Annotated in this window: 19 protein-coding genes, 2 tRNA genes, 2 rRNA genes and 1 riboswitch (1 of these 24 running past the window's edge); of the genes, 13 read left to right on the plus strand and 10 right to left on the minus strand. The window is 63.5% G+C overall.

Annotated features, from left to right (window positions below; all coding sequences use genetic code 11):
- The first annotated feature begins 117 nt into the window (after positions 1-117).
- Positions 118-1,305 carry a DUF2125 domain-containing protein gene (locus BRSPCE3_RS22760; protein ID WP_244068433.1) on the plus strand — a complete coding sequence of 396 codons (1,188 nt, stop codon included), beginning with the start codon at positions 118-120 and terminating at the stop codon, positions 1,303-1,305.
- A 16-nt stretch (positions 1,306-1,321) separates the two neighbouring features.
- Here BRSPCE3_RS22760 and BRSPCE3_RS22765 read toward each other — a convergent pair whose 3' ends face one another.
- Positions 1,322-1,639 (minus strand): antibiotic biosynthesis monooxygenase, encoded by a 318-nt coding sequence (locus tag BRSPCE3_RS22765; RefSeq protein WP_244068435.1) that lies wholly within the window; start codon positions 1,637-1,639, stop codon positions 1,322-1,324.
- Between the two features lie 313 nt (positions 1,640-1,952).
- On the opposite strand from BRSPCE3_RS22765, the gene BRSPCE3_RS22770 reads away from it, so the two are divergent.
- The 3 genes from BRSPCE3_RS22770 to BRSPCE3_RS22780 all read left to right on the plus strand — a co-directional run bounded on the left by BRSPCE3_RS22770 (position 1,953) and on the right by BRSPCE3_RS22780 (position 5,200).
- Positions 1,953-3,521: a hypothetical protein gene (locus BRSPCE3_RS22770; protein ID WP_244068437.1), complete on the plus strand. Its 1,569-nt coding sequence runs from the start codon at positions 1,953-1,955 to the stop codon at positions 3,519-3,521.
- A 93-nt stretch (positions 3,522-3,614) separates the two neighbouring features.
- Positions 3,615-4,124, plus strand: a complete 510-nt coding sequence (locus BRSPCE3_RS22775; protein WP_244068439.1) for a hypothetical protein — start codon at positions 3,615-3,617, stop codon at positions 4,122-4,124.
- An 89-nt stretch (positions 4,125-4,213) separates the two neighbouring features.
- Complete coding sequence (locus tag BRSPCE3_RS22780) at positions 4,214-5,200, plus strand: tripartite tricarboxylate transporter substrate binding protein (RefSeq protein WP_244068441.1); 987 nt, start codon at positions 4,214-4,216, stop codon at positions 5,198-5,200.
- A 141-nt stretch (positions 5,201-5,341) separates the two neighbouring features.
- On the opposite strand, the gene BRSPCE3_RS22785 is transcribed toward BRSPCE3_RS22780, so the two are convergent.
- The 4 genes from BRSPCE3_RS22785 to BRSPCE3_RS22800 form a co-directional block, all read right to left on the minus strand.
- Complete coding sequence (locus BRSPCE3_RS22785; protein WP_244068443.1) at positions 5,342-5,773, minus strand: VOC family protein; 432 nt, start codon at positions 5,771-5,773, stop codon at positions 5,342-5,344.
- Positions 5,774-6,059: 286 nt separating this feature from the next.
- The gene (locus BRSPCE3_RS22790) at positions 6,060-6,992 is read right to left on the minus strand and encodes a prephenate/arogenate dehydrogenase family protein (RefSeq protein WP_244068445.1); all 933 of its coding nucleotides are present in this window, start codon (positions 6,990-6,992) and stop codon (positions 6,060-6,062) included.
- An 8-nt stretch (positions 6,993-7,000) separates the two neighbouring features.
- Positions 7,001-8,098, minus strand: coding sequence for a histidinol-phosphate transaminase (gene hisC / locus BRSPCE3_RS22795; protein ID WP_244068447.1), 1,098 nt, complete (start codon positions 8,096-8,098; stop codon positions 7,001-7,003).
- A gap of 87 nt (positions 8,099-8,185) precedes the next feature.
- Positions 8,186-9,049, minus strand: a complete 864-nt coding sequence (locus BRSPCE3_RS22800; protein ID WP_244068449.1) for a chorismate mutase — start codon at positions 9,047-9,049, stop codon at positions 8,186-8,188.
- Between the two features lie 174 nt (positions 9,050-9,223).
- A riboswitch (SAM riboswitch) is annotated at positions 9,224-9,303 on the plus strand.
- A gap of 85 nt (positions 9,304-9,388) precedes the next feature.
- Here BRSPCE3_RS22800 and BRSPCE3_RS22805 point away from each other — a divergent pair.
- Together BRSPCE3_RS22805 and metW are read left to right on the plus strand one after the other, a co-directional pair.
- Entirely contained in the window at positions 9,389-10,597 is a 1,209-nt protein-coding gene (locus tag BRSPCE3_RS22805) for a homoserine O-acetyltransferase (RefSeq protein WP_244068451.1), read from the plus strand.
- Positions 10,594-11,259, plus strand: coding sequence for a methionine biosynthesis protein MetW (gene metW, locus BRSPCE3_RS22810; RefSeq protein ID WP_244068453.1), 666 nt, complete (start codon positions 10,594-10,596; stop codon positions 11,257-11,259). The genes BRSPCE3_RS22805 and metW overlap by 4 nt, the downstream gene beginning before the upstream one ends.
- Before the next feature lie 151 nt (positions 11,260-11,410).
- Here metW and BRSPCE3_RS22815 read toward each other — a convergent pair whose 3' ends face one another.
- Entirely contained in the window at positions 11,411-12,283 is an 873-nt protein-coding gene (locus BRSPCE3_RS22815) for an alpha/beta fold hydrolase (protein WP_244068454.1), read from the minus strand.
- A 243-nt stretch (positions 12,284-12,526) separates the two neighbouring features.
- On the opposite strand from BRSPCE3_RS22815, the gene BRSPCE3_RS22820 reads away from it, so the two are divergent.
- A complete protein-coding gene (locus BRSPCE3_RS22820) occupies positions 12,527-13,207 on the plus strand; it encodes a TIGR02594 family protein (RefSeq protein WP_244068456.1) in 681 nt (226 codons plus the stop codon).
- 57 nt (positions 13,208-13,264) lie between these two features.
- Here BRSPCE3_RS22820 and BRSPCE3_RS22825 read toward each other — a convergent pair whose 3' ends face one another.
- Together BRSPCE3_RS22825 and BRSPCE3_RS22830 are read right to left on the minus strand one after the other, a co-directional pair.
- Positions 13,265-14,041 (minus strand): MOSC domain-containing protein, encoded by a 777-nt coding sequence (locus BRSPCE3_RS22825; RefSeq protein ID WP_244068458.1) that lies wholly within the window; start codon positions 14,039-14,041, stop codon positions 13,265-13,267.
- 56 nt (positions 14,042-14,097) lie between these two features.
- Entirely contained in the window at positions 14,098-14,613 is a 516-nt protein-coding gene (locus BRSPCE3_RS22830; protein WP_244068460.1) for a GNAT family N-acetyltransferase, read from the minus strand.
- Positions 14,614-14,670: 57 nt separating this feature from the next.
- Here BRSPCE3_RS22830 and BRSPCE3_RS22835 point away from each other — a divergent pair, with 57 nt between their 5' ends.
- Positions 14,671-15,234, plus strand: coding sequence for an XRE family transcriptional regulator (locus BRSPCE3_RS22835; RefSeq protein WP_244068462.1), 564 nt, complete (start codon positions 14,671-14,673; stop codon positions 15,232-15,234).
- A 191-nt stretch (positions 15,235-15,425) separates the two neighbouring features.
- Entirely contained in the window at positions 15,426-18,077 is a 2,652-nt protein-coding gene (gene clpB, locus BRSPCE3_RS22840) for an ATP-dependent chaperone ClpB (protein ID WP_244068464.1), read from the plus strand.
- 53 nt (positions 18,078-18,130) lie between these two features.
- Here the strand turns inward: clpB and BRSPCE3_RS22845 are convergent, their stop codons facing one another.
- Together BRSPCE3_RS22845 and BRSPCE3_RS22850 are read right to left on the minus strand one after the other, a co-directional pair.
- Entirely contained in the window at positions 18,131-18,388 is a 258-nt protein-coding gene (locus BRSPCE3_RS22845; RefSeq protein ID WP_244068466.1) for a hypothetical protein, read from the minus strand.
- Between the two features lie 104 nt (positions 18,389-18,492).
- Positions 18,493-20,556 (minus strand): M23 family metallopeptidase, encoded by a 2,064-nt coding sequence (locus BRSPCE3_RS22850; RefSeq protein ID WP_244068468.1) that lies wholly within the window; start codon positions 20,554-20,556, stop codon positions 18,493-18,495.
- A gap of 1,019 nt (positions 20,557-21,575) precedes the next feature.
- Here BRSPCE3_RS22850 and BRSPCE3_RS22855 point away from each other — a divergent pair.
- From BRSPCE3_RS22855 to BRSPCE3_RS22870, 4 genes are all read left to right on the plus strand, one after another.
- Positions 21,576-23,064: ribosomal RNA gene (locus tag BRSPCE3_RS22855) — 16S ribosomal RNA — on the plus strand.
- Positions 23,065-23,274: 210 nt separating this feature from the next.
- A tRNA-Ile gene (locus BRSPCE3_RS22860) sits at positions 23,275-23,351 on the plus strand.
- Between the two features lie 35 nt (positions 23,352-23,386).
- Positions 23,387-23,462 (plus strand) — tRNA-Ala (locus BRSPCE3_RS22865).
- 431 nt (positions 23,463-23,893) lie between these two features.
- Positions 23,894-25,088 (plus strand): 23S ribosomal RNA (locus tag BRSPCE3_RS22870); it runs 1,651 nt beyond the window's last position.
- The 16S and 23S rRNA genes sit together here with 2 tRNA genes alongside, the layout of an rRNA operon.

Here is a 25,088-nt window from a genome sequence, read left to right on the forward strand (position 1 = left end):
GGGCTAGCAGAACGGGCCGTCGAAGCGAAGCAAATTTCGTTCTGTTTCCAACACTTAACCTTTAGAACGATGGCCGCCGCTTCGATTTTGACAAATTCGCCCGCCAAAGGACGCCGCATGTCCGAGATGACCTCCGCCCCCCGCCGCCGCTCGCGCTTCGGCCTGTATGCCGTCCCTGTCGCGGTCCTGATCGCCGCGGTCGCGTGGAGCGGCTTCTGGTTCTTCGCCGCCTCACAGGTCGGCGTGCAGGCCGATGCCTGGCGCGCGCAGGAGGCGAAGGCCGGCCGGGTCTATGACTGCGACAAGCGCTCGGTGGCGGGTTACCCGTTCCGGTTCGAAGTCCGCTGCGAGCAGCCCAGCGTGATGCTGGTGTCGCAGACCGCCTCGCCGCGAATGGCGTTCGTGGCGCGGCTCGCCGAGATCCTGGTGGTGGCGCAGGTCTACGATCCCAAGCTGGTCATCGCCGAGTTCAAGGGCCCGGCCACGATCGCCGAGCGCAACGCGCAGCCGACGCTGTCGGTGAATTGGAAGCTCGGACGCAGCAGCGTGGTCGGCCTGCCGGCGCCGCCGCAACGCGCCTCGCTGGTTTTCGACGATCTCGCGATCGACCGCACCGGCGGTCCCGCGCCGACGCCGCTGATGCGTGTCAATCACATCGAGCTGCACGGCAGGCAGGTCGATGGCTCGGCGCCGGACAGCCCCGCGATCGAGGCCGTGCTGCAGATCAATGGCGGCACCTTGCAGGAGGTGCATCCGCTGCTCACCCAGCCGTTCAACGCCGACATCCATGCCCGGCTGAACGGCCTCAGGGACTTTTCGCCGAAGCCGTGGCCGGATCGCTTCCGCGAGATCCAGGCCGCCGGCGGCAGCGTCGAGATCCAGCAGTCGCGGATCGAGCAGGGCGATGTGCTGTCGGTCGCGGCCGGCACGCTGCGCCTCAACGCGCAGGGCCGCATCGAGGGCGAATTGCAGATGACGGTCGCCGGCCTCGAGCGCGTCATCCCCGCGCTCGGCATCGACAAGATGCTGGAGGAGGGCGTGCCGCAGTCGACGCTCGATCGCGTCGCCCCGGGCGTGAAGAGCCAGGACCTCAGCAATCTCTTTGGCGCGCTGGACCGTGCGATTCCCGGCCTCGGCAAGGTGATCAAGCAGAACGCCAATGCCGGCATCTCGGCCGGCATCAATTCGCTCGGCACCGAAGCCACGCTCGAAGGCAAGAAGGCGCGCAGCTTCCCGCTGCGCTTCGCCGACGGCGCGGTGTTCCTCGGTCCGCTGAAAGTCGCGCAGATTCCGCCGCTGTTCTGAGCAAACAGCGGGTTCGTCAGGAATGCTCAAACGGGCCGACCTCGCGGATCACCTTGCAGACCTGCAGGAAGCCGCTGGCGTAGAATTCGGAATGTCCGCGCTGCATGGTTTCGACATGGTCCGGATGACGGCGCCAGGCTTCGAGCGCTTCTTCCGAGGCAAAGCGAAACAGGGTGAGCTCCTCGCCGTCCGCCGCCTTGAACGACTTCACGGACAGGAATCCGGGAAGCCGACTGACGATGTCGTACATGCGTTCGCCGAGCCGGTTGTATTCGTCGAGCGAGGCGTCATCCCGTAACTTCAGGTCACCGACCACAATGACTTCACCGATCATGTTGCTACCCTTCGTCCATCGGATGTCCATGGCGGCTTGAAACAGGCGCCGAACGACAATTCGGTCTCGCGATCGCGGTTGTTACGCGTCCGCTTTTTTTCGCCGCCGGAGGAGCGGCAGATTGTGCTGCGCAAAATCAGCCCACACACAGCGTTCACTCCTTAATCCCTCGCGCGCGATATCGCCGACAGCGGCGAACTATTCCCGCGGTCGCGATGAGAAAAACGTGACCGGAATATTGCGGGGCCCCGCGAATATCATTCACCGAGTACCGCTCTCTCGCCTGAGGAAACAACCTCGTGTGGAGGAAGCGATGCGAATTCTCGGGGGAATTCTGCTCGGCAGCATGCTGTTGTCGGCAGGTCCAGCACTGGCCGACGACGATGCGTCGGAGCTGAAGGCGTTGAAGACGCGTCTCAAGCAGCTCGAACAGAAGATGGAAGTGCAGGCGCGCAAGGAAGAGGCGCTGGCGGCAAGACAGAGCGCACTGCAGAACACACAGATGGCGGCGAAGGCGCCGGTGCCGTTCGATCCCTGCGCGTCGGGCAAGCTCTGCTACAAGGGCGTCACCTTCACCTTCGGCGGCTGGGTCGATCTCACCGGCATCTATCGCAGCCGCAATCTCGCTTCCGACACCGGCTCGGTCTACAACTTCATTCCGTTTCCGCAGAGCAAGAATTTCAACACCGACGAATCGCGCTTCTCCGCGCGGCAGAGCCGGTTCTCGCTGCTCGCGGAAGCCGAGGTGTTCGCCAACACCCGCGTCGCGGGCTACGGCGAACTGGACCTCGAGGGCGCGGCGCAGACCGCGAACTCGGTTGCGACCAACTCGTTCAACCCGCGGCTGCGCCAGGCCAGCATCGAGGTCAGTCGCACCGATCTCGGCCTGCATGTACTCGCCGGCCAGAGCTGGTCGCTGAACGCGCCGAGCAAGGCCGGCATCGATCCGCGCGGGGTCGATGCTCCCGGCGTGATCGACTTCGAATCGGTGCCCGGCTTCCTCGCGGCGCGGCAGCCCGGCATCCGCGTCTGGCAGGATATCGGGCCCGAGTTCAAGCTCGCGGTCTCGGCAGAGAATGCGCAGACCTCGTTCTTCGGCGGCAACAATCCGCTGGTCGGCACACCCGCGGTCGGCCCGCAGGGCGTGCTGAACCCGAATGTCCTCGTCAACCTCACCGGCCCGGGCGGCAGCTTCTTCAACAACGCCAACAATGTCAGCCTCAATCACATACCCGACTTCACCGTGAAGGGCGCGTGGGATCCGCGGCTCGGGCCCTACAAGCTGCATCTCGAGGGCTGGGCGATGTATCGCGACTTCTACGATCACTTCAACTTCGCCAATCACGACGTCAACACGGTAAGTTTCGGCGGACATTTCTCGGCGGAGATCGTGCCGAAGGTCCTGGAGCTGCAGGGCTCCGCGTCGCACGGCGCGCTCGGCCGCTTCACCGCGACGCCGTTCCCGGATGCGACGCTGCGCCAGGACGGCTCGATCCAGCCGCTGCCGATCACGGCGTTCCTGCTCGGCACGGTCTGGCACACCACGCCGTCGCTCGATCTCTACGCCTATGCCGGCCTCGAGAAGACCAAGGCGACGTTCTCCAATGTCGGTTCGGTGCCGTTCGGCTACGGCAATCCGCTCTACAACAATCTCGGCTGCAACATCGAGAACTCGCCGGCGGCGACCTGCAACGGCAACACCTCGGAGGTCAGGCAATACACGGTCGGCTTCTACGACACGATCTTCAAGGGCGATTACGGGGCGATCAAGGCCGGCGTCCAGTACTCGTACAACCAGCGCTTCGCCTTCGAAGGCGTCGGCGGCGCGCCGAAGACCGACGACCACATCGTCATGACCCAGATCCGCTACTACCCGTTCTAGGCCATGATGACTTCGAGCAGGGCTGCGGGCTTCGTTTCACCTCTCCCCGCAAGAACGGGGAGAGGGAGCGCAGAGCTGGAAAGGACACAGCCGATGAGAATCGTGAGCAGAAAGGAGCGGGCGGTGATCGCCCGCGAGCTGATGACGGTCAGCCGCGCCGCGCATGTGCTGCAGCGGACCGGGCTGGCGATGGCCGGGGCCATGGCCGGCACCTTTGTCGCGGCCCAGCTCGCCAAGGGGCACATCGCCGTGTTCGGTACGCTGGCCTTCATCGTGACCACGATCGTGATCGGCGCCGTCGGGTTCTACCTCGGCGTCGACATTCCGCGGCCCGTGATGCGCGCGACCGGGCGCATCGATGCCGTCGAGCTGATGAGCGCGGCCGGCATCTTCCTCGCCGCGCTGGCTGCACTGGTGTCGGTCTATGGCATCGTGTTCGACGAGATACCGCCACCCGCATGGGAGTTTGTGATCGGCTCGTGGTGGTTCGGCGGCGGCGTCATGCTGACAATCGCCGGCCTCATCGGCCGCCAGCGGCCGGCACAGAAGGTCGCGCCGATCTCGGCGGCGGGTCCGATCCGGGATCAACGGTTGCGACGGTGAGTGCCGCCGTGGCTCCGCTGCGCCAATCTGTCCCGTAGCTGAGGCTGCCCGATGCGTTACCCTCGCTGAAAAATCGGGGAGGGACTTACATGCCAGCGCAATTCAGTCGCCGTCACGTCATCACTGCCGGAGCCGCGGCCGCGGCGATGCCCTTGCTGTCGCGCGGCGCCTCGGCGCAGGCCGGCTGGCCGTCGCGGCAAATCCGCATGATCTGCAGTTATCCGGCCGGCGGGCAGACCGACCTGCTGGCGCGGGCGTTCGGCGAATTCATCGCCAGGCAGGTCGGCCAGACCGTCGTCATCGAGAACAAGGCCGGCGCCTCGGGCTCGATCGGCGCCGCCGAGGTCGCGCGTGCCGCGCCTGATGGCCACACTATCCTGTGCTCGATCTCGACCACTTACGTGATGAACCGGGCGATGATGAAGAACCCCGGCTACGACATGGACAGGGATCTGGCGCTGGTCAGCATCATTCCGGGCGCCGGGCTCCTGCTGGTCGCGAGCCCGAAGCTCGGCGTCAAGTCGCTCGCCGAGTTCGTCGCCTATGCGCGCAGCAACAAGGTGAACTTCGGCACCTACAGCGCGGGCTCGGCGCCGCACATGACGATCAACGAGCTCAACAAGCAATACGGCCTCGCTATCGAGCCGATCCACTATCGCGGCGAGGCACCGATGTGGACCGGACTTGCGGAAGGCACGCTCGACGTCGCGATGGGCAGCTACACCGCGGCGCAGAGCGTGCTGCAGAGCAGCCGCGGCGTCGTGTTCGCCGTGCATGCGAAGAAGGTCGATGCGATCAAGGAGATCAAGACGCTGCCCGAGCAGGGCGCGACGTCGAAATTCTTCACCGTGAGCGGCTTCTCGGGCTGGGCGCTGCCGAAGGCGACGCCGCAGCCGATCGTGGATCGCTTATCCGAGCTCTGCGTCGCCGCCAACAACGATGCGAAGGTGAAGGAGGTGCTCGCGACCTTCGTGCTGGAGCCCGCGATCGGCTTCCAGGACAGCAATGCGCTGTATCAGCGCGAACTGCCGGTCTGGATGGAAGCCGCCCAGTCGCTCGGTCTGCCGCCGGCGTAGGCATCTCTCCTCGTCATTCCGTGGCGTGCGAAGCACGAGCCCGGAATCCATAGAGCCGCAGCGATTGAGGATGAATGGATTCCGGGTTCGGCCCTCCGGGCTGCCCCGGAATGACGAGGGATAGCAACCGCAGCAGTTTTATTAGTCCCGCTGGACCAGCTCGAAGGTGATGCCCTCAGGCCCCTCGAACAGCCGGAGCTTCCGGCTGATGTAGTCCATCTCCTCGCTCAGCATGGTGACGCCGTTGGTCACCAGGTGCGCGGTGGCGGCCTCGATGTCGTCGACGCGGAACGCGAGGTGATTGAAACCGAGCTTGCGCAGATTGGTCGGGTGCACGCCCGGATCGGTCGCCGGCGGCGCGTCGAACTGAAGCAGCTGGATCTCAAAATCCGCTGCTTCGAGTGTGAGGGTGATGTGCTGCGCCTTCATCGCCGGCATGCCCATGTACTGCGCTGGAACACCGCCGTCGATGGTCGCGACGTGGGTCTTCTTGAAACCCAGCAGTGCGAAGAATGCGATCGCCGGGCCGGCATCGGCCACCGCGATGGTCACATGATCGGGACTGAGTATCATCTGATCGCTCCCTGTCATCGGCGCGCGTCAGCTTACAGCGCTTTGGGCTAGTCGGGAATGACGGTCGGGGCTGCATCCTCAACTGTCATCGCCCGGCTTGACCGGGCGATCCAGTACGCCGCGGCCTCTCCGCTCAAGCACTGCTGTCTCTGGAATACTGGATCGCCCGGTCAGTGTTTCGCGGGTGATGACACCGGCGGTATGAGACGATGAATCTAGGAACTATCCTCATTGTCGTCCCGGCCTTCGCCGCGACGACGGGTGGAGAGAGTCGGGGCTATCCCGCCTACTTCTTCAAATTGGCATGTGGCCGTCCGAAATCCGGCGCGGCGGAATCCTGGCCGATCTCGACGATGCCGCGGCGGATGGCGCGGGTGCGGGTGAAGTGGTCGAACAGCGCTTCGCCGTCGCCGCGGCGGATCGCGCGGGTGAGCTTCGACAGATCCTCGGTGAAGGTGCCGAGCATCTCGAGCACGGCGTCCTTGTTGGCGAGGAACACGTCGCGCCACATCGTCGGGTCCGACGCTGCGATGCGGGTGAAGTCGCGGAAGCCGCCGGCGGAGAATTTGATGACCTCGGATTCCGTCACCTGCGCCAGCTCGTCGGCGGTGCCGACGATGGTGTAGGCGATCAGATGCGGCAGATGGCTGGTGATCGCGAGCACGAGGTCATGATGATCCGGCGTCATGATCTCGACCTTGGCGCCGAGCGCGGCCCAGAACGCGCGCAGCCGGTCGGTCGCGGCGGGATCGGTGCCCTCGGGCGGCGTCAGGATGCACCAGCGGTTGATGAACAGCTCGGCGAAGCCGGAATCCGGCCCCGAATGCTCGGTACCGGCCACTGGATGCGCCGGCACGAAGTGCACGCCGTCAGGCAGATGCGGCGCCATGTCCTTGACCACGGCGCCCTTCACCGAGCCGACGTCGGAGATGATGGCCCCTCGCTTCAGATGATCGGCGATCTCGGCGGCGACCGGACCGCAGGCGCCGACCGGGATGCAGAGAATGACGAGATCGGCATCCTTCACCGCCTCGGCATTGGTCGCGACGACGCGGTCGACGATGCCGAGCTCGGCGACGCGGGCGCGCGTCTTCTCCGAGCGCGCGGTGGTCACGATCTCGCCGACCAGGCCTTGCGCGCGCGCGCCGCGCGCGATCGAGCCGCCGATCAGGCCGAAGCCGACCAGCGCGATGCGGTTGAAGAGCGGAGCCGTGGTCACGTCGGTGTTCACTTTCCACCTAAAAAGTCGCGCAGGCCATCGACCACGAGGCGGTTGGCTTCCTCGGTGCCGATGGTCATGCGCAGCGCATGCGGCAGCTTGTAATTGTTGAGCGCGCGCAGCACGAGGCCGCGCTTCGTGAGATAGGCGTCGGCTTCCGCCGCGGTCCGCCCCTTGTCGGTCGGGAAGTGGATCAGCACGAAATTGGCGACGCTCGGCGTCACCTTCAGCCCGAGCTTGCCGATCTCCTCGGTCAGCCAGTTGCGCCACTGCTCGGTGTGGGTCCGCGACATCTGCACATGCGCGGTGTCCTCGATCGCCGCCACCGCCGCCAGCATCGCCGGGGTCGTGACGTTGAACGGGCCGCGGATGCGGTTGCATGCATCGACGATATGGGCCGGGCCGAACATCCAGCCGATCCGCAGCGCGGCGAGGCCGTGGATCTTGGAGAAGGTGTGCGTCACCACGGTATTGTCCGTTGTGGCGACCAGCTCGATGCCGAGCTCGTAGTCGTTGCGCGAGACATAGTCGGCATAGGCCGCGTCGATGACCAGCAGCACGTGCGAGGGCAGCGCGGCGCGCAGCCGCTTGACCTCGTCGAACGGAATGTAGGTGCCGGTCGGGTTGTTCGGGTTGGCGAGCCAGACCAGCTTGGTCTTCGGCGTCACGACCTTGAGGATGGCGTCGACGTCGGCGGTGAAGTTGCGCTCGGCGGCGATCACGTTCTTGGCGCCGTTCGCCATGGTGGCGATCGGGTAGACCAGGAAGCCGTGGGTGGTCGAGATCGCCTCGTCGCCGGGGGCGAGATAGGTGTGCGCCAGCAGGTTGAGGATCTCGTCGGAGCCGGCGCCGCAGATGATGCGGTCGGGATCGAGCCCGTAGGCGCGGCCGATCGCCTCGCGCAGCACGCGCGAAGTGCCCTCCGGATAGTCCTCGAGATGATCGGCCGCGGCCTTGTAGGCCGCGATCGCCTTCGGAGACGGGCCGAACGGCGTCTCGTTGGCGGACAGCTTGAACACCTTGCGGCCCGGTTCCGGCACCGGGCTCTTGCCGGGCGTGTAGGGCGCAATATCGAGGATGCCGGGGTTCGGCACGGGGCGGGACATCATCAACTCCGAACAGAGCGTTTTCCAGCGAAGTGGATACCGGTTCGCGTGAAGAAAACGCGTCAAAACAAGAATTTGTACAGACGGCTAGCTCTTGGCCGATCCGTTAGAGGGCACCGTATAGCGCGTTGCGTGGCTGCCGACGAGGGCCGACGAGCGCACCGAGGCGCCGGCCTTGATCAGCGCCAGCTTGATGGCCTCGAAACCCTTGTTGGTCAGGTCCTGCCCGGTGACCGAGACCAGTAGCGCCGCGCCGTCGAAGGCGGTGTCGGGGACCGCGACGATCTCGGCGAGCGGCGCCAGCGCACGGGCGACATCGGCGTTCCAGCCGGAGACGCGCACGCTCCAGGTCTGCACCTCGGTCACCATGGCGTCGTCGGCGACCCGCGAGATCACGAACACCGGCAACGCGGCGGGATGGTCGGCGCGTTCGAGGAACGGCAGCCGCGCGATGATCTTCGGCGCGCCATCGGCTTCCAGCGCGTTCCACCACGGCGTGCGGCTGGCGATCGCCGAGACCAGCGCGAGGTCGCCCTTCGACTTCGCCGCCGCCTCGACCGCGGCCTGGGCGCTGAAATGCGAGACGTAGGGCACCACGAAGCCGAAGTGAAACCGTGCCGAGTCGCGCATCGCGGACTCGCCGACCGAAACGTCGGCATGCACCGCGAACGGCGCCTGCACGTAAGTGAAGGTCGAGATGATGACGCGCCAGATGCTCTCGATGGTGTCGAGCGGCAGGATGCCGCGATGACGCCGCACCAGCTCGCGCATCATGCTGGCCTCGCGTGCCGGGCGGAACGCCGAGCCGACCTCCTGGGTCTTCTTGACCTGGATCAGGCGGTCGATGATGTCGCCGCGCGCCATCAACAGCCGGTGAACCTGCTCGTCGATCGCATCGATCTCCTTGCGCAGATCCTGCAGCGAGGGCGGCGACGGGGGTGGGTTGGACATGCTCTCAAACCTTGTCGTCAGGGCGGCCCGTTGCCGCGTCGGACAGGGTCCCTGATTAGGAAAGACGGGCAGCGAAAGCAAAGAGAAACGGCGCAGGCGTGCCTTGCGCAATCGGTTAACCAATCGGCCGTGGGCCGGGCTGCCTTGACGGCGGGGGGCGTGGGGACTACGTTCCCAGCGTCCCGTGGTCATTTGAGCCGGCCGGCTTGCAGCCACGTTAAACAACTCGCTAAACAGGCCGGGGACGCTTCAGCTCCCGGCCGAACCTTTGTTCAGGCCGGGTTTTTTTATTGGCCTGAGGTCCGTCGAGCCCTCCCGTGCGGAGGCAAGGTCGCCTAGATGAGCAACGTGCGTCCGATACCGAGCCCGCAAACCCCAAGCGATGATCGCGCCCATGAGGCCGATCATCCGTCGTCATTGGTGGCGAAGTTCGGCATGGACCAGCCGCTCAAGCTCGATTGCGGCGTCGATCTCGCACCGTTCCAGATCGCTTATCAGACCTATGGCGAGCTCAATGCCGATCGCTCCAACGCGATCCTGATCTGCCACGCGCTGACCGGCGATCAGCACGTCAACAACACCCATCCCGTCACCGGCAAGCCGGGCTGGTGGGACACCATGGTCGGCGCGGGCCGGCCGATCGATCCCGACAAATACTTCATCATCTGCTCCAACGTGATCGGCGGCTGCATGGGCTCGACCGGGCCGGCGTCGCTGAATCCGGCGACCGGCAAGGTGTGGGGTCTCGATTTCCCGATCATCACCATCCCCGACATGGTGCGCGCACAGGCGATGCTGATCGATCGGCTCGGCATCGCGACGCTGTTCTGCGTGGTCGGCGGCTCGATGGGCGGCATGCAGGTGCTGCAATGGACCGCGGCCTATCCCGAGCGTGTGTTCGCGACGCTTGCGATCGCGTGCTCGACGCGGCACTCGGCGCAGAACATCGCATTCCACGAGCTCGGGCGTCAGGCGGTGATGGCCGATCCTGACTGGCGCGGCGGCCGCTATGTCGACGAGGACACCCATCCGCATCGCGGGCTGGCGGTGGCGCGGATGGCCGCGCACATCACCTATCTGTCGGACGCCGCGCTGCACCGCAAGTTCGGGCGGCGGATGCAGGACCGCGAACTGCCGACCTTCTCGTTCGACGCGGATTTCCAGGTCGAGAGCTATCTGCGCTACCAGGGCTCGTCCTTTGTCGAGCGCTTCGACGCCAATAGCTATCTCTATCTGACCCGCGCGATGGATTATTTCGACATCGCCGCCGACCATAACGGCGTGCTGGCGAAGGCGTTCGCCGGCATCCAGACCCGGTTCTGCGTGGTGTCGTTCACCAGCGACTGGCTGTTTCCGACCTCGGAATCGCGCGCGCTGGTGCATGCGCTGAATGCGTCGAGCGCACGGGTGTCGTTCGCCGAGATCGAGACCGATCGAGGCCACGACGCTTTCCTGCTCGACGTGCCCGAATTCCTGGACATCTCCCGCGCCTTCCTGCTGGCCGCAGGCAAGGCGCGCGGATTGAACGAGGGCGTCGCGCAGTCATGAGCATGCAGCAAACCTTGCCCTTGCCGGGCGTCGCGCCGGAGCGGACCGGCGGCTATCGCAGGGATCATCTCCTGGTCGCCGAGATGGTGCGGCCGGGCTCGCGCGTGCTCGACGTCGGCTGCGGCGACGGCGAGCTGCTGCAGCTCCTGGAGAGCCGCGGCATCGATGGCCGTGGCATCGAATTGTCGCGCGAGGGCGTCAATGGCTGCGTCGCCAAGGGGCTCGCGGTGGTGCAGGGCGACGCCGACACCGACCTCGTCAACTATCCCGACGACGCCTTCGACTACGTGATCCTGTCGCAGACCTTGCAGGCGACGCGGCAGCCCAAGGTCGTGCTGGAGAACCTGCTGCGGATCGGTCAGCGCGCCATCGTCTCGTTCCCGAATTTCGGGTTCTGGAAGATGCGGCTGCAGCTTTTGATCGGCGGCCACATGCCGCGCACCGAGAATCTGCCGGCGAGCTGGTACGACACCTCGAACATCCATTTCTGCACCATCAAGGACTTCGTGGAGCTCTGCGAGCAGATCAACGTCAAGATGGAGCGCGCGGTGGCGCTCGATCTCTACGGCCGCCCGGTGCCGCTCAACCTGCCGTGGTGGGTCTGGAACATGTTCGGCGAGCAGGGCGTGTTTTTGCTCAGCCGGGGTGGGCAGGGCAAGTGACGGCTGGGCAACCAACCACGGTCGTCATTCCGGGGCTCGCGAAGCGAGAACCCGGAATCCATTGAGCCGCAGACTCCGTGGATGAATGGATTCCGGGTTCGATGCTGCGCATCGCCCTCGGGTGCGCAATTGCGCACCGGGGAATGACGGCCTACACCGGTGCCGCCACCAGCGACCTCGGATCGCGCACCGGCCAGCGGCCGGCCTCGACCAGCGCGATGAAGCGCTCCACCATCTCGTTGAACAGCGCCGGCTCCTCGAGGTTGAGCACGTGGCCCGACTTCGGGAAGAACGACAGGCCCGCGGCCGGCAGGTGCTGCTTCAGGAACATGCTCGGCGCGATGCAATTGTCGTCCTCGTCGCCGCACAGGATCAGCGCCGGCGTCGCGACGCGCTTGATGGCGTCGGTCATGGTGTAGATCGAGGGTCTGCCGCCCTGGAAGCTGCGCATGGTGTTGGCCGAGCCCCTGGCGTCGTGGCGGGCGAGCGCTGCGTAGAAGTCGGCGTGGCCGCGCGGGTCCTTGACCAGGAACGGGATCCGGCTCGGCGCCTCGCGCGTCACCTTGGCGACCTCGACCGAGCCGATGCTCTCGAGCTGCTCGGCATTGGCGCGGCACTGCGCGCGGAAGGCATCGAGATTCTCGAGGCTGGAGCCCGAGCCGACCGCGGCCAGCGTCATCGACAGCGCGCGCTCCGGGGCATTGAGCGCGATTTGCAGCGATGAATAGGAGCCCATCGAGAGCCCGATGAAATGCGCTTTGGCGATGCCGAGATGGTCGAGCACCGCCAGCGCGTCGGTGTAGAAATGCTGGTAGGTGTAGACCTCGGCACTCGCAGGCACGTCCGACGGCGTGTAGCCGCGCGCCGAATAGGCGATGCAGCGGTGGCCGCGCGAGAAGTAGCGCATCTGCGGTTCCCAATTGGTGTGATCAGCTGCGAACTCGTGCAGGAAGATGATCGGGGTGCCGCTGCCTGCTTCTTCGAAATGAAGGCGGACATGATCTTTCGTGACGGCAGGGGGCATTGAAATTCTCCTCTCGTTGGCCTGCCCCAGATTTGCAATTAATTTCCGCGGCTGCAATGCGGCAGTTCTGGCTATTTTGGTCATGGAATTTGCGCGGAATGACCCAGAAATCGTTCTCCCCGCGCCGCATGAAATCTTCCTCGCGCCACACCCCGATTTTCAAAACCACCGCCGTGTTCCGTCAGGTGTTCGCTTGGGAACGCGACGGGGAGTTGGGGGGCGTGACAGAGGATCTAGTGAAGTATGGTTCAGTTGCTTGCGTATCGCCGGTCGCTTCGAGTTTTGGCGCTGGCTCTGTGTTCGCTCACCCTTGCCGTGATCTCCGCCGCTCCGGCGTCGGCCCGTCCGCACCATTCGCGTCACGCGCATTCGGCCCAAGCCGGTCATCAAGCCGGTCATCACGCGCGCCATTCAGCTCATCGTTACTATCGGCACGCTGCGCGACTGTCGCGCGCCGAGCGCCGCGCACTCGCGCAACCAGGCGGGATCGTCGAGACCAACGCGGCGCAGTTGCCCGGCAGCGCTGAGGCTGTGCCCAACACCGGCGGCGTCATTGCGGCAGATGGTTTCGGTTCATCGGGCATCGTCGCCACGGCGCGCCGCTATCTCGGCGGCGGCAACCCGACCGGCCGCTCCAGCCTGTGGTGCGCGCGCTTCATGAACATGGTGCTGCAGCAGACCGGCCATCGCGGCACCGGCTCCGACATGGCGAGCTCGTTCGCCAGATACGGCACGCGCGTATCCGGGCCGCAGGTCGGCGCCATCGCCGTGATGGGCCGCCGCGGCGGCGGCCATGTCGGGATCATCACCGGCGTTGATGCCAAGGGCAATCCGATCATGATCTCGGGCAACAGCAGCCACCGCGTCCGCGAGGTGCCGGTCTCGCGCGGCCGGATCTACGCCTATGTGATGCCGTCGAACTGAGCCGTCGAAAGCTGGGCAGGGCGCATGTGCGCCTCGCCCAGCCTGCGACGCTAGTGATTATTCGGCGGCAATGGTGTCGCCGACGGCCGCGCCACCGTCAGAGATGATCTCGGCGTAGATGCCGCATTCGTTGTTGCCGAAGCGCTGCATCAGCGTGTTCGGAACCGAGAGGTCACGCGCGCCGGTATCGGGATCGACATTGACCGCGGCGCAGCGGGTGATGCGCTTCACCACCTTGGCCCGCGCGCTGCCGATCGCGATGGTCTGGTCGAGCAGGCCGGCTTCATGCCAGGCCGGCCAGCCCTCGACATAGAGGTTGGCGCGGAAGCGCAAGGGATGCACCGGCGCCTGCACCATCTCCTCGATCGCCCGCAGGCTCGCCAGGTTGATGATCGAGACCACCTTGCGCGGCACGTCGGAGAAACTGTGCCCGGGGCTCACCAGCACCTTGGGCGCTCCCTTGATCTGGCCGGCATGACGGTCGGTGAAATAGCGCTCGATCGCCGCGCGGCCTTCTTCCGTCTCGAGATCGCCCTGCGCCAGCATCGCGCCATCCCGGTGCAAGGTCAGCACGTGGCTGTCGTCGTCGAAATGGGCGCGCAGCGGCGCCAGCCACTCGTCCCGTTGCAGCATCAGGAAGTGTGGCTTCGGCAGCCATTTCGGCGTCGAGGGATCGAACCCGCTCGGCCCGTTCTCGATCGCATAGCGGCGATCCGAGCGCAGCGTCTCGCCGACCTTGAGCTCGGCGCGGGGCAAGGCCTCGGGCGTGAGCCCCTTGACGGGGTAACGGTAGATGCCGGTGATCCTGGCGGAGGAAGTCTGCGTGCTGTCCATCCGCCCGCTCTAGCCTGTTTGGCCTGCGAGGAGAACCGCCGGCAACGCCAAGGCAGCTAGTCGGGCCGCGCTGCGCCCGCGGCATCCAGCAGGCGCTGCATGAACACGAGTTCGAGCCAGCGGCCGAACTTGCGCCCGACCTCCGGCATCCGCGCGACCTCGACGAAGCCGGCCTGCGCGTGCAGCCGGAGCGAGGCGGGATTGCCGCCGTCGATGCCGGCGATCATGACGTGCTTGCCGAGCGCGGTGGCCGCGGTGATCAGCTGATCGACGATGATCCGGCCAAGCCCGCGGCCGCGATGGTCGGCATGGATGTAGACGCTGTGCTCAACGCTGTAGCGGTAACCGGGGAAGGCCCGGAAATCGCCGAACGTGCCGTACCCCAGCACCTCAGCCCCTTCCGCCGCGACCAGCACTGGATAGCCCAGCGCCAGCCGGGCTTGCATCCAGGCCAGCCGTTCGGCCTCGGAATCCTGCTTCTCCGTCCAGATCGCGCTCGAGTTGACCACCGCCTCATTGAAGATCGCGGTGATCGCAGGGATGTCCTGCTCGGTGGCGGGGTGGATAATCATGGGCCGTTCCTCGATAAATCTCTTGAACCGCACCCATCGTCTACTATATAAGACGTTATGTCAATTATAGAAGACAGTGCCGATGAGGCTCTCGGGCGCCGGGTTCGCGCCGAACGGGAGGGCCGCGGCTGGTCGCTGGCGGAACTCGCCGGGCGGGCAGGCGTGTCCAAGGCCATGCTGAGCAAGATCGAGCGGGCGGAGGCCAGCCCGACGGCGGCGACGCTGTCGCGGATTGCCACGGCCTATGGCCTGACCATGGCCGCGCTGTTCGAGGTTGCCTCTGGCCATTCCCGCCTGCAGCGGGCCAAGGATCAGCCGGTGTGGCGCGATCCGAAGGCGGCCTATCTGCGGCGGCAGGTGTTCCTGCATCCGGCCAATCCGCTGGAGCTGGTCGAGGTCGAACTGCCTGCCAACCAGGAAGCCGGCTTCCCTGCCAGCGCCTATCACCTGGTCCGTCAGGTGGTGTGGGTCATCGGCGGCCGCCTCACCTTGATGGAGGGGGCGGAGCGTCACGAACTCGCTGCGGGTGACCGCGTCGAGCTCGGGCCGCCGTCCGACATCGTCTTCCGTAACGAGACCGCTCAGCCTTGCCGCTACCTTGTCGCCATCGTGCGGCGCTGAGCTTCATCGGGCGAAATCGCGGACTGTGGCTCTTCCGTTTCGGAACCAAGTGCCCACATCTGCGGCAAGCCTGAAAAATGATGGCGACGACCAGAGGCTGGTTGAGGAACGTCAACGCGGCCCGCGGAAACCCAATGAAGATGCCGGAACCATGCCTGAATGGGTGGTGACGGCAGGCCGAGGGAAAACGAATGAACATTGAGAAGTACACCGAGCGCTCGCGCGGATTCATCCAGTCTGCCCAGTCGCTCGCAATGCGCGACGGTCACCAGCAGTTCTCACCGCTGCATCTGTTGAAGGTGCTGCTGGACGACAATGAGGGGCTCGCCGGCGGTCTGATCGACCGTGCAGGCGGCAATTCCAGAGCGATCCTGAAAGCAACCGAAGAGGCGCTGAACAAGCTGCCGAAGGTTTCGGGCAATGGCGCCGGACAGGTCTACCTGTCGCCGGAGCTGGCGCGCGCCTTCGATGCGGCGGAAAAGGCTGCCGACAAGACCGGCGACAGCTATGTCACCGTCGAGCGGCTGCTGCTCGGGCTCACGCTCGAGAAGGGCAGCGAGGCGGCCTCGATCCTGAGCAAGGGCGGCGTCACGGCGCAGAACCTGAACGCGGCGATCGAAGCGCTGCGCAAGGGCCGCACCGCCGACAGCGCGACCGCCGAGAATGCCTATGACGCGCTGAAGAAATATGCCCGCGACCTGACCCAGGCTGCGCGCGACGGCAAGCTCGACCCGGTGATCGGCCGCGACGAGGAGATCCGCCGCACGATTCAAGTTCTGTCGCGGCGAACCAAGAACAATCCGGTCCTGATCGGTGAGCCCGGCGTCGGCAAGACCGCGATCGTCGAGGGCCTCGCGCTGCGCATCCTCAACGGCGACGTGCCGGAGAGCCTGAAGGACAAGAAGCTGCTGTCGCTCGACATGGGCGCCCTGATCGCCGGCGCGAAATATCGCGGCGAGTTCGAGGAGCGGCTGAAATCCGTGCTGCAGGAGGTCTCGTCCGCCGAGGGCGGCATCATCCTGTTCATCGACGAGATGCACACGCTGATCGGCGCCGGCAAGACCGACGGCGCGATGGATGCGTCCAACCTGTTGAAGCCCGCGCTCGCGCGCGGCGAGCTGCACTGTATCGGTGCGACCACGCTCGACGAGTACCGCAAGCATGTCGAGAAGGATGCCGCACTGGCCCGCCGGTTCCAGCCGATCTATGTCAGCGAGCCGACGGTCGAGGACACCATCTCGATCCTGCGCGGCCTGAAGGACAAGTACGAGCAGCATCACGGCGTGCGCATCACCGACTCCGCGTTGGTGGCCGCGACCACGCTGTCGAACCGCTACATCACCGACCGCTTCCTGCCCGACAAGGCCATCGATCTGATGGACGAGGCGGCGGCGCGGCTGAAGATGCAGGTGGATTCCAAGCCTGAGGAGCTCGATTCGCTGGATCGCGACATCATCCGGCTGAAGATCGAGCAGGAGGCGCTGAAGAAGGAAAGCGATGCCGGCTCGAAGAGCCGTTTGCAGACGCTGGAGAAGGAGCTCGCCGGCCTCGAAGAGCGGTCGGCGGCGCTGACGGCGCGCTGGAGCGCGGAGAAGAACAAGCTCTCCAATGCCCAGAAGCTGAAGAGCGAACTCGATGCGCTTCGCGTCGAGCTCGCCAATGCGCAGCGTCGCGGCGAATTCCAGAAGGCGGGCGAGCTGGCCTATGGCCGGATCCCCGAGCTGGAAAGGAAGCTCGCCGACATCGAGGCGCAGGAGAGCAGCAAGCCGAACGGCGGCGAGATGATGGAGGAGGCGGTCACCGCCAACCACATCGCGCAGGTCGTCTCGCGCTGGACCGGCGTGCCGGTCGACAAGATGCTGGAGGGCGAAAAGGACAAGCTCCTGAAGATGGAGGATGCGCTCGCCAAGCGCGTCGTCGGCCAGGCCGAAGCGGTGCGTGCGGTGGCAACCGCGGTGCGCCGTGCCCGCGCCGGCTTGCAGGATCCGAACCGGCCGACCGGCTCGTTCATGTTCTTGGGCCCGACCGGCGTCGGCAAGACCGAGCTGACCAAGGCGCTCGCCGCTGACCTGTTCAACGACGAGACCGCGATGGTCCGCCTCGACATGTCCGAGTTCATGGAGAAGCACTCGGTCTCGCGGCTGATCGGCGCGCCTCCCGGTTATGTCGGCTACGACGAGGGTGGTGCGCTGACCGAAGCCGTGCGGCGCCGGCCCTACCAGGTCGTGCTGTTCGACGAGATCGAGAAGGCGCATCCCGACGTCTTCAACGTGCTGTTGCAGGTGCTCGACGACGGCCGCCTGACCGATGGTCAGGGCCGCACCGTCGATTTCCGCAACACGCTGATCATCATGACCTCGAACCTCGGTTCGGAATTCCTGGTCAATCAACCGGAGGGCGAGGACACTGCTGCGGTCCGTGATCAGGTGATGGGCGTCGTGCGGGCGCATTTCAGGCCGGAATTCCTGAACCGCATCGATGAGATCATCCTGTTCCACCGCCTGCAGCGGAACGAGATGGGCCGTATCGTCGAGATCCAGTTCGCGCGGCTGACCAGGCTGCTCGAGGATCGCAAGATCGAGCTCACGCTCGATGCCAAGGCGCGGGATTGGCTCGCGGAGAAGGGCTGGGATCCGGCTTACGGCGCCCGCCCGTTGAAGCGGGTGATCCAGCGCAGCGTGCAGGATCCGCTGGCCGAGATGATCCTCACCGGCGAGGTCAAGGACGGCGATCGCGTGGTGATTTCGGAGAAGGGCAATGTGCTGACCTTCAACGGCCAGGTGTCCAAGACCGCCGAGATCGTGCAGTTCGACGCCCCGGTCTCGAAGCGCAAGCTGAACTGAGTGCAATAACGAAAATCCTCCCCGCACGCCGCGGGGAGGATTTGCCTTGTGAATTAGTCCTGCGGGACGATGGGTGGTGACGGCTCATCGTCCTCCGCGGGCTCGAGCTCGGACAGGATGTCGACCAGCTCGCGAGCGCGACCTGTAGCCAGCGGCTTGCCGGCATTGATCAGCGGCTCGTCATTGGCAAGCCAAGCCTGCGCCTCGGCAAGCTCTGCCAAGGTTGCTCCCGATGCGATGATCTTGGCGATCGTAACATCGTCAGCGTGGCTGACGGCTTTCAACACGTCGTTGCGAGTGATGCTGGCCATGCTTGCCTCCTCTGCACGGGGGGGCCCAGCCTGGACAAGCCGAATCGGCTGTGAATCGTTCCGTTCGGAACGGTTTGGCGGGTTCCCGCCGGCCGACGGTGACGTTAGCGGTTGGTGATGGAGCGGGTCTGCGACGTCGAGCTCGTGGCATCCGAGACGATACGTGAGCTGCCGCGGCTGGACATCTGGGCTTCGATCCCGTCGCGCGCCTTCTCGAAGGCCGCCAGCATCGGGCCTTCGAGCGAACGGCCGCGCGGCAGTTTCACGCGCATCGGATCGACGAATCGGCCGTTGACCAGGATTTCGTAGTGGACATGCGGGCCGGTCGACTGGCCGGTCGAGCCGACAAAGCCGATCACCTGGCCCTGCCGCACTTTCTTGCCGATCTCCATGCCCTTGGCGAAGGCCGACATGTGGCCGTAGGCCGTCTCATATCCATTCGAATGCTTCATGCGGATATATTTGCCGTAGCCGCCCTCGTAGCCGACCTTCTCGAGCACGCCGTTGCCGGAGGCGAAGATCGGCGTGCCGTAGGCGGTGGCCCAGTCGACGCCGGTGTGCATCTTCACATAGCCGAGGATCGGATGGCGGCGGCCGCCGAAGCCCGAACGCATGATCGCGTTGTTGACCGGCTTGCGCACCAGGAACTTCTTCGCGCTCTTGCCGGTCTCGTCATAGTAGTCGACGACGCCATCGTCGGAGCTCTGGAATCGGTAGTATTTCTTGGTTTCGCCGCCCACGGTCAGCGCGGCGTAGAGCACTTCGGTCTTTTCGGTGCTGGTGACGCCCTCGTCCTCGCCGGCGAAGAACACGTCGAAGGAGTCGCCGGGCTGGACCTTGCGCTGGAAATCGACGTCATAGGAGTAGATCTTGACCATGTCTTCGATCACGGTCGGCGGCACCTTGTTGCGCAGCGCGGTCTCGTAAATGCTCTGATAGAGCCGCACGCCGCTGCCATCATCCTCGTCATCGTCGCTGGAATTGTCGGCGGTGTCGGTCGTGGTGTTCATGCTCTGCACGTCGACGGCGACGTATTTGCCGAGATCGGACAGCGCGGCGACGGCTTCCACGATGGATTCGTTGGCGACGATCACCCGATAGGGCTGCAGCCGGGCGCCCGGTGCTGCCGGCGCCATCAGGATGCGCACCTTCTGGCCTTCCTTCAGGCCGCCGTCGCGGCCGCGCGGGCCGAGCGTTGCGGCAATCGCTTTCGCCTCGTCGGGCGTTGCGCCCTGATCGCGCAGGATCGAGGTGATGCTGTCGCCCTTCTTGACGAGGTGGACCCGTTCGCCGACCGGATTGCCGCCGGTGACCTGCTCCTTGGTCTTCGGCAGCAGGGTGACATTCTCCGGCACCACGCGGGTCTCGAAGCCCGCATAGGGATCGGATGTGTTGCCCTCGGTGGCGTAGGCCATCCGCATATCGGGGCCGGCGCCGCTGGCATCGGCCGTGGCATTGGCAAGTGAGGCGTAGCGCACCGAGCTGCCGGAGCCGCGCCAGTTGGCGGCATCGCGCACCCGCATCAGGATGTCGTCGAGCGCGACAACGGCGGCGAGCTTGGCTTTCGGCAGCACCGATCCGAGATCCTTGGTGACGAAAGAGACCTCGGCGTCGGGCTCGGCGGCATCGGCCGCATTCGGATCCTCGGTCGCCGCCGGCGCGTCGGAGCCGACATCGGTCAACAGACGCTGTGCATTGAAGGCCGGAATCTTCGACGACAGATCGCTCGTGGTCATCGAGAGATTGCCGGAAATCCGGATGAAGGGGCGGACGCGCATCACGTCGCGATTGCCGACGCGGGTTACGGTCGACACGCGCACCAGGCTGCGGGAGGCGGAGGATTCGCTCGGCGGCGGCAGGCGGTCACCCTTGTGCAGGCTGACGACGCGATCGTTGCCGGTGAAGGCGCCGCGCAGCGCGCCTTCGACGCGCTCCGGCACCTTGGCGAAGGTCATCTCGCCATCAAGCGACGCAAAAACGGCGCCGCCGATCAGGGCTGCGCCACATAGACCAGTCAGAATGGTGCCGCTGAACCATTGTACGGAGACACGGCGGCGATCGATCACCGCGGCCTCGGTGCCGTCGACTGAAAGCGGCGGTTCGTGACCGAGATCGATCATCCCGGTCTCGCGCCCAATGCCGCTTCCGCGTGACGCCCGTTGGCTCAACCCGATATCCCCCCGAATTCCAGCAACTGCGCGCGACCTTTGCTCATCCTCGTCCCCACCCTGATCCCCCGAAGAGGAATCTCGGCGGTGTGGCGAGCCACACGCATCAAAGTCGAGAAGCCGATGGCCATTAGCTAGCCGCGATCCCGAACGTCAATGGTGTGCAGATCTCTCGATGGTGCTCGGCCGTAAAGGGAAGAGGCGACGGGTTCTTGGAGAAAATCGCCTGGTCCCCCAGAAAAACCACCCGTGCCCCCACAGGTTACGAGCGGTTCAATGCATTCGTTATAGCGAGAACGTCGCAGGATTGTGGCTCAAGTGCGGCATTTGAGGTGGAAAAGCTTCCCTTAACCAGGTCGATGCCGCCATCCGGCCCGGGACGGCCCGGAACCCGTTCGGGAGGGCCTCTCGGGGCACCCCGGCGCCAAACTTTTTTGAAGTTTTTTTTGAAGTTTTTTGCCGCGAGGGCCGGGTGACGAATTTTTACCTCCGACCTAAGTCATGGAAAGCACGAGAATTTCTTCGCACTGCACAAGCGATTTTGGCGTGCGACGATTTGTTGACAATGGCCGTTGACAATCCCGAGGGGTGGGGACTATAAACCAACCACTGAGCGCGGCGCCGCCGGGTCACTGACCAAGGCGAGCGAACGCGCCTCTGATGCTCCTCACTTCGATGAGTGACACAGCAGCCGACATAAATCGGTTGAGGTTCACTGTCCGTCGCTGAGGGGTAGAACCACCCTCTAAGGGTGTGGGGTCATCGGATCCCGGGCTGTTTGACAAGTGAAGATGAAGAAAGAGAAACGTGGACGGCGGAGTCCTTGCGTCTCTCGGGAGACTTGAAAGCTTCGGCTTTTGAACTTCTGAGAGTGGACGAAAGACTTCGGCGGTACACGTTTTAAAGGTTACACCATCGCTGCCAACGATGTGAATCGCAGGCGGCTCGTTGACTTCGGTCGACGAAGAATGGTGGGACCTCGTCAAACGTTGTGATCAGCCGGTTCAAAAGTTCAAGTCCAACTTGAGAGTTTGATCCTGGCTCAGAGCGAACGCTGGCGGCAGGCTTAACACATGCAAGTCGAGCGGGCATAGCAATATGTCAGCGGCAGACGGGTGAGTAACGCGTGGGAACGTACCTTTTGGTTCGGAACAACTGAGGGAAACTTCAGCTAATACCGGATAAGCCCTTACGGGGAAAGATTTATCGCCGAAAGATCGGCCCGCGTCTGATTAGCTAGTTGGTGAGGTAATGGCTCACCAAGGCGACGATCAGTAGCTGGTCTGAGAGGATGATCAGCCACATTGGGACTGAGACACGGCCCAAACTCCTACGGGAGGCAGCAGTGGGGAATATTGGACAATGGGCGCAAGCCTGATCCAGCCATGCCGCGTGAGTGATGAAGGCCCTAGGGTTGTAAAGCTCTTTTGTGCGGGAAGATAATGACGGTACCGCAAGAATAAGCCCCGGCTAACTTCGTGCCAGCAGCCGCGGTAATACGAAGGGGGCTAGCGTTGCTCGGAATCACTGGGCGTAAAGGGTGCGTAGGCGGGTCTTTAAGTCAGGGGTGAAATCCTGGAGCTCAACTCCAGAACTGCCTTTGATACTGAAGATCTTGAGTTCGGGAGAGGTGAGTGGAACTGCGAGTGTAGAGGTGAAATTCGTAGATATTCGCAAGAACACCAGTGGCGAAGGCGGCTCACTGGCCCGATACTGACGCTGAGGCACGAAAGCGTGGGGAGCAAACAGGATTAGATACCCTGGTAGTCCACGCCGTAAACGATGAATGCCAGCCGTTAGTGGGTTTACTCACTAGTGGCGCAGCTAACGCTTTAAGCATTCCGCCTGGGGAGTACGGTCGCAAGATTAAAACTCAAAGGAATTGACGGGGGCCCGCACAAGCGGTGGAGCATGTGGTTTAATTCGACGCAACGCGCAGAACCTTACCAGCCCTTGACATCCCGGTCGCGGACTCCAGAGACGGAGTTCTTCAGTTCGGCTGGACCGGAGACAGGTGCTGCATGGCTGTCGTCAGCTCGTGTCGTGAGATGTTGGGTTAAGTCCCGCAACGAGCGCAACCCCCGTCCTTAGTTGCTACCATTTAGTTGAGCACTCTAAGGAGACTGCCGGTGATAAGCCGCGAGGAAGGTGGGGATGACGTCAAGTCCTCATGGCCCTTACGGGCTGGGCTACACACGTGCTACAATGGCGGTGACAATGGGATGCTAAGGGGCGACCCTTCGCAAATCTCAAAAAGCCGTCTCAGTTCGGATTGGGCTCTGCAACTCGAGCCCATGAAGTTGGAATCGCTAGTAATCGTGGATCAGCACGCCACGGTGAATACGTTCCCGGGCCTTGTACACACCGCCCGTCACACCATGGGAGTTGGTTTTACCTGAAGACGGTGCGCTAACCGAAAGGGGGCAGCCGGCCACGGTAGGGTCAGCGACTGGGGTGAAGTCGTAACAAGGTAGCCGTAGGGGAACCTGCGGCTGGATCACCTCCTTTCTAAGGATGGTTCTTCAGCGAGCTCACGCTCACTATCGAACCGTTTTAGAAACATTCAGGGGCCAACAGTTTCAGGATTGTTGAGCTCCATTGGCGGGATTTCGCCGTCTTCGTTTCTCTTTCTTCGCGGACGAACACGCGCCAGGGGCTGAGCGCTGTGCGATGCACCGACTTCACGTCGGGTGCGCGCCGGCATGTCTCTCGTGTTAGGGGCTTGTAGCTCAGTTGGTTAGAGCGCGCGCTTGATAAGCGTGAGGTCGGAAGTTCAAGTCTTCCCAGGCCCACCATTTTGATCGAGTGCGGAGCATTCGTCTTCTGGTACGGGGCCATAGCTCAGCTGGGAGAGCGCGTGCTTTGCAAGCATGAGGTCGTCGGTTCGATCCCGTCTGGCTCCACCAGATGGAATTGAAGCTCGATAATACGCCTTGTGCAGGAAGCTCTGTTCAAATCGTCCGCGAAACATCACTTCGCACTCATTGGTCCGGATGGACGGTGACGTGCGTGTTTTCTGACATCGTAAAGAGGAGATCGATCCGAGTTTGGATCTGCGAAGCAATTCGCGGGTACCATTCCTAATCTCCAGATCGTTTTCGGCGCTCGCGCATCGTCGCTCATCGCAAGATGAGTGAGGTGAGCGAGTTGTAAAACGATCTTTGTAGCGAAGCTTGACCGCCTCGCTATCGGGCCGATCTTACGAAGCAAGCTGGTCTTTCTAGTCAATGTCCGGCTGCACAATCGCATTCATCGAGGATGCGTGCCTGAGACTCCGGTCTCCGGGCAGTTGTGCAGACAACATTCTGCCGAGTGTGTGGACATTGATAATGAGAGCAATCAAGTGCCTTAAGGGTGTTCGGTGGATGCCTTGGCGCTGAGAGGCGATGAAGGACGTGCTACGCTGCGATAAGCCGTGGGGAGCTGCGAAGAAGCTTTGATCCACGGATTTCCGAATGGGGAAACCCACCTTCGATAGCCGGAACTCCAAGACCTTGTGTTTTGGGGTTCGACCAGAAATGGAAGAAATCAGACCGCGAGGTTTTGGATTTCCGGTTATCAAGAGAAGGTATGAGACTTCCGAATAAAATAGGAGGTTTTAAGCAAACCCAGGGAACTGAAACATCTAAGTACCTGGAGGAAAGGACATCAATCGAGACTCCGTTAGTAGTGGCGAGCGAACGCGGACCAGGCCAGTGATACATCAAAGACAATCGGAACCAGTCAGGAAAGCTGGGCCTCAGAGGGTGATAGCCCCGTACGAGTAATGCGATGATGTATCCACGAGTAAGGCGGGACACGTGTAATCCTGTCTGAACACGGGGGGACCACCCTCCAAGCCTAAGTACTCCTCAGCGACCGATAGTGAACCAGTACCGTGAGGGAAAGGTGAAAAGCACCCCGACGAGGGGAGTGAAATAGACCTGAAACCGGACACCTACAAACAGATGGAGCCCAAGATACGTTCTGGGTGACATCGTACCTTTTGTATTATGGGCCAGCGACTTAATTTAACGAGCAAGCTTAAGCCGATAGGCGAAGGCGCAGCGAAAGCGAGTCTGAATAGGGCGTCAAGTTCGTTGTATTAGACCCGAAACCTAGTGATCTAGCCATGAGCAGGTTGAAGGTGAGGTAACACTCACTGGAGGACCGAACGGGTGTCTGTTGAAAAAGACTCCGATGACTTGTGGTTAGGGGTGAAAGGCCAATCAAACTGGGAAATAGCTGGTTCTCCGCGAAAGATATTTAGGTATCGCCTCGGATGAATACCTCAGGGGGTAGAGCACTGGATGGGCTAGGGGGACTTACCGTCTTACCAAACCCAACCAAACTCCGAATACCTGAGAGTACTATCCGGGAGTCACACGGCGGGTGCTAACGTCCGTCGTGGAGAGGGAAACAACCCGGACCTACAGCTAAGGCCCCTAATTCGTGGCTAAGTGGGAAAGGATGTGGAAATCCCAAAACAACCAGGAGGTTGGCTTAGAAGCAGCCATCCTTTAAAGAAAGCGTAACAGCTCACTGGTCTAAAT

This window comes from Bradyrhizobium sp. Ce-3 (assembly GCF_022835695.1).
Taxonomy (GTDB): Bacteria; Pseudomonadota; Alphaproteobacteria; order Rhizobiales; family Xanthobacteraceae; genus Bradyrhizobium.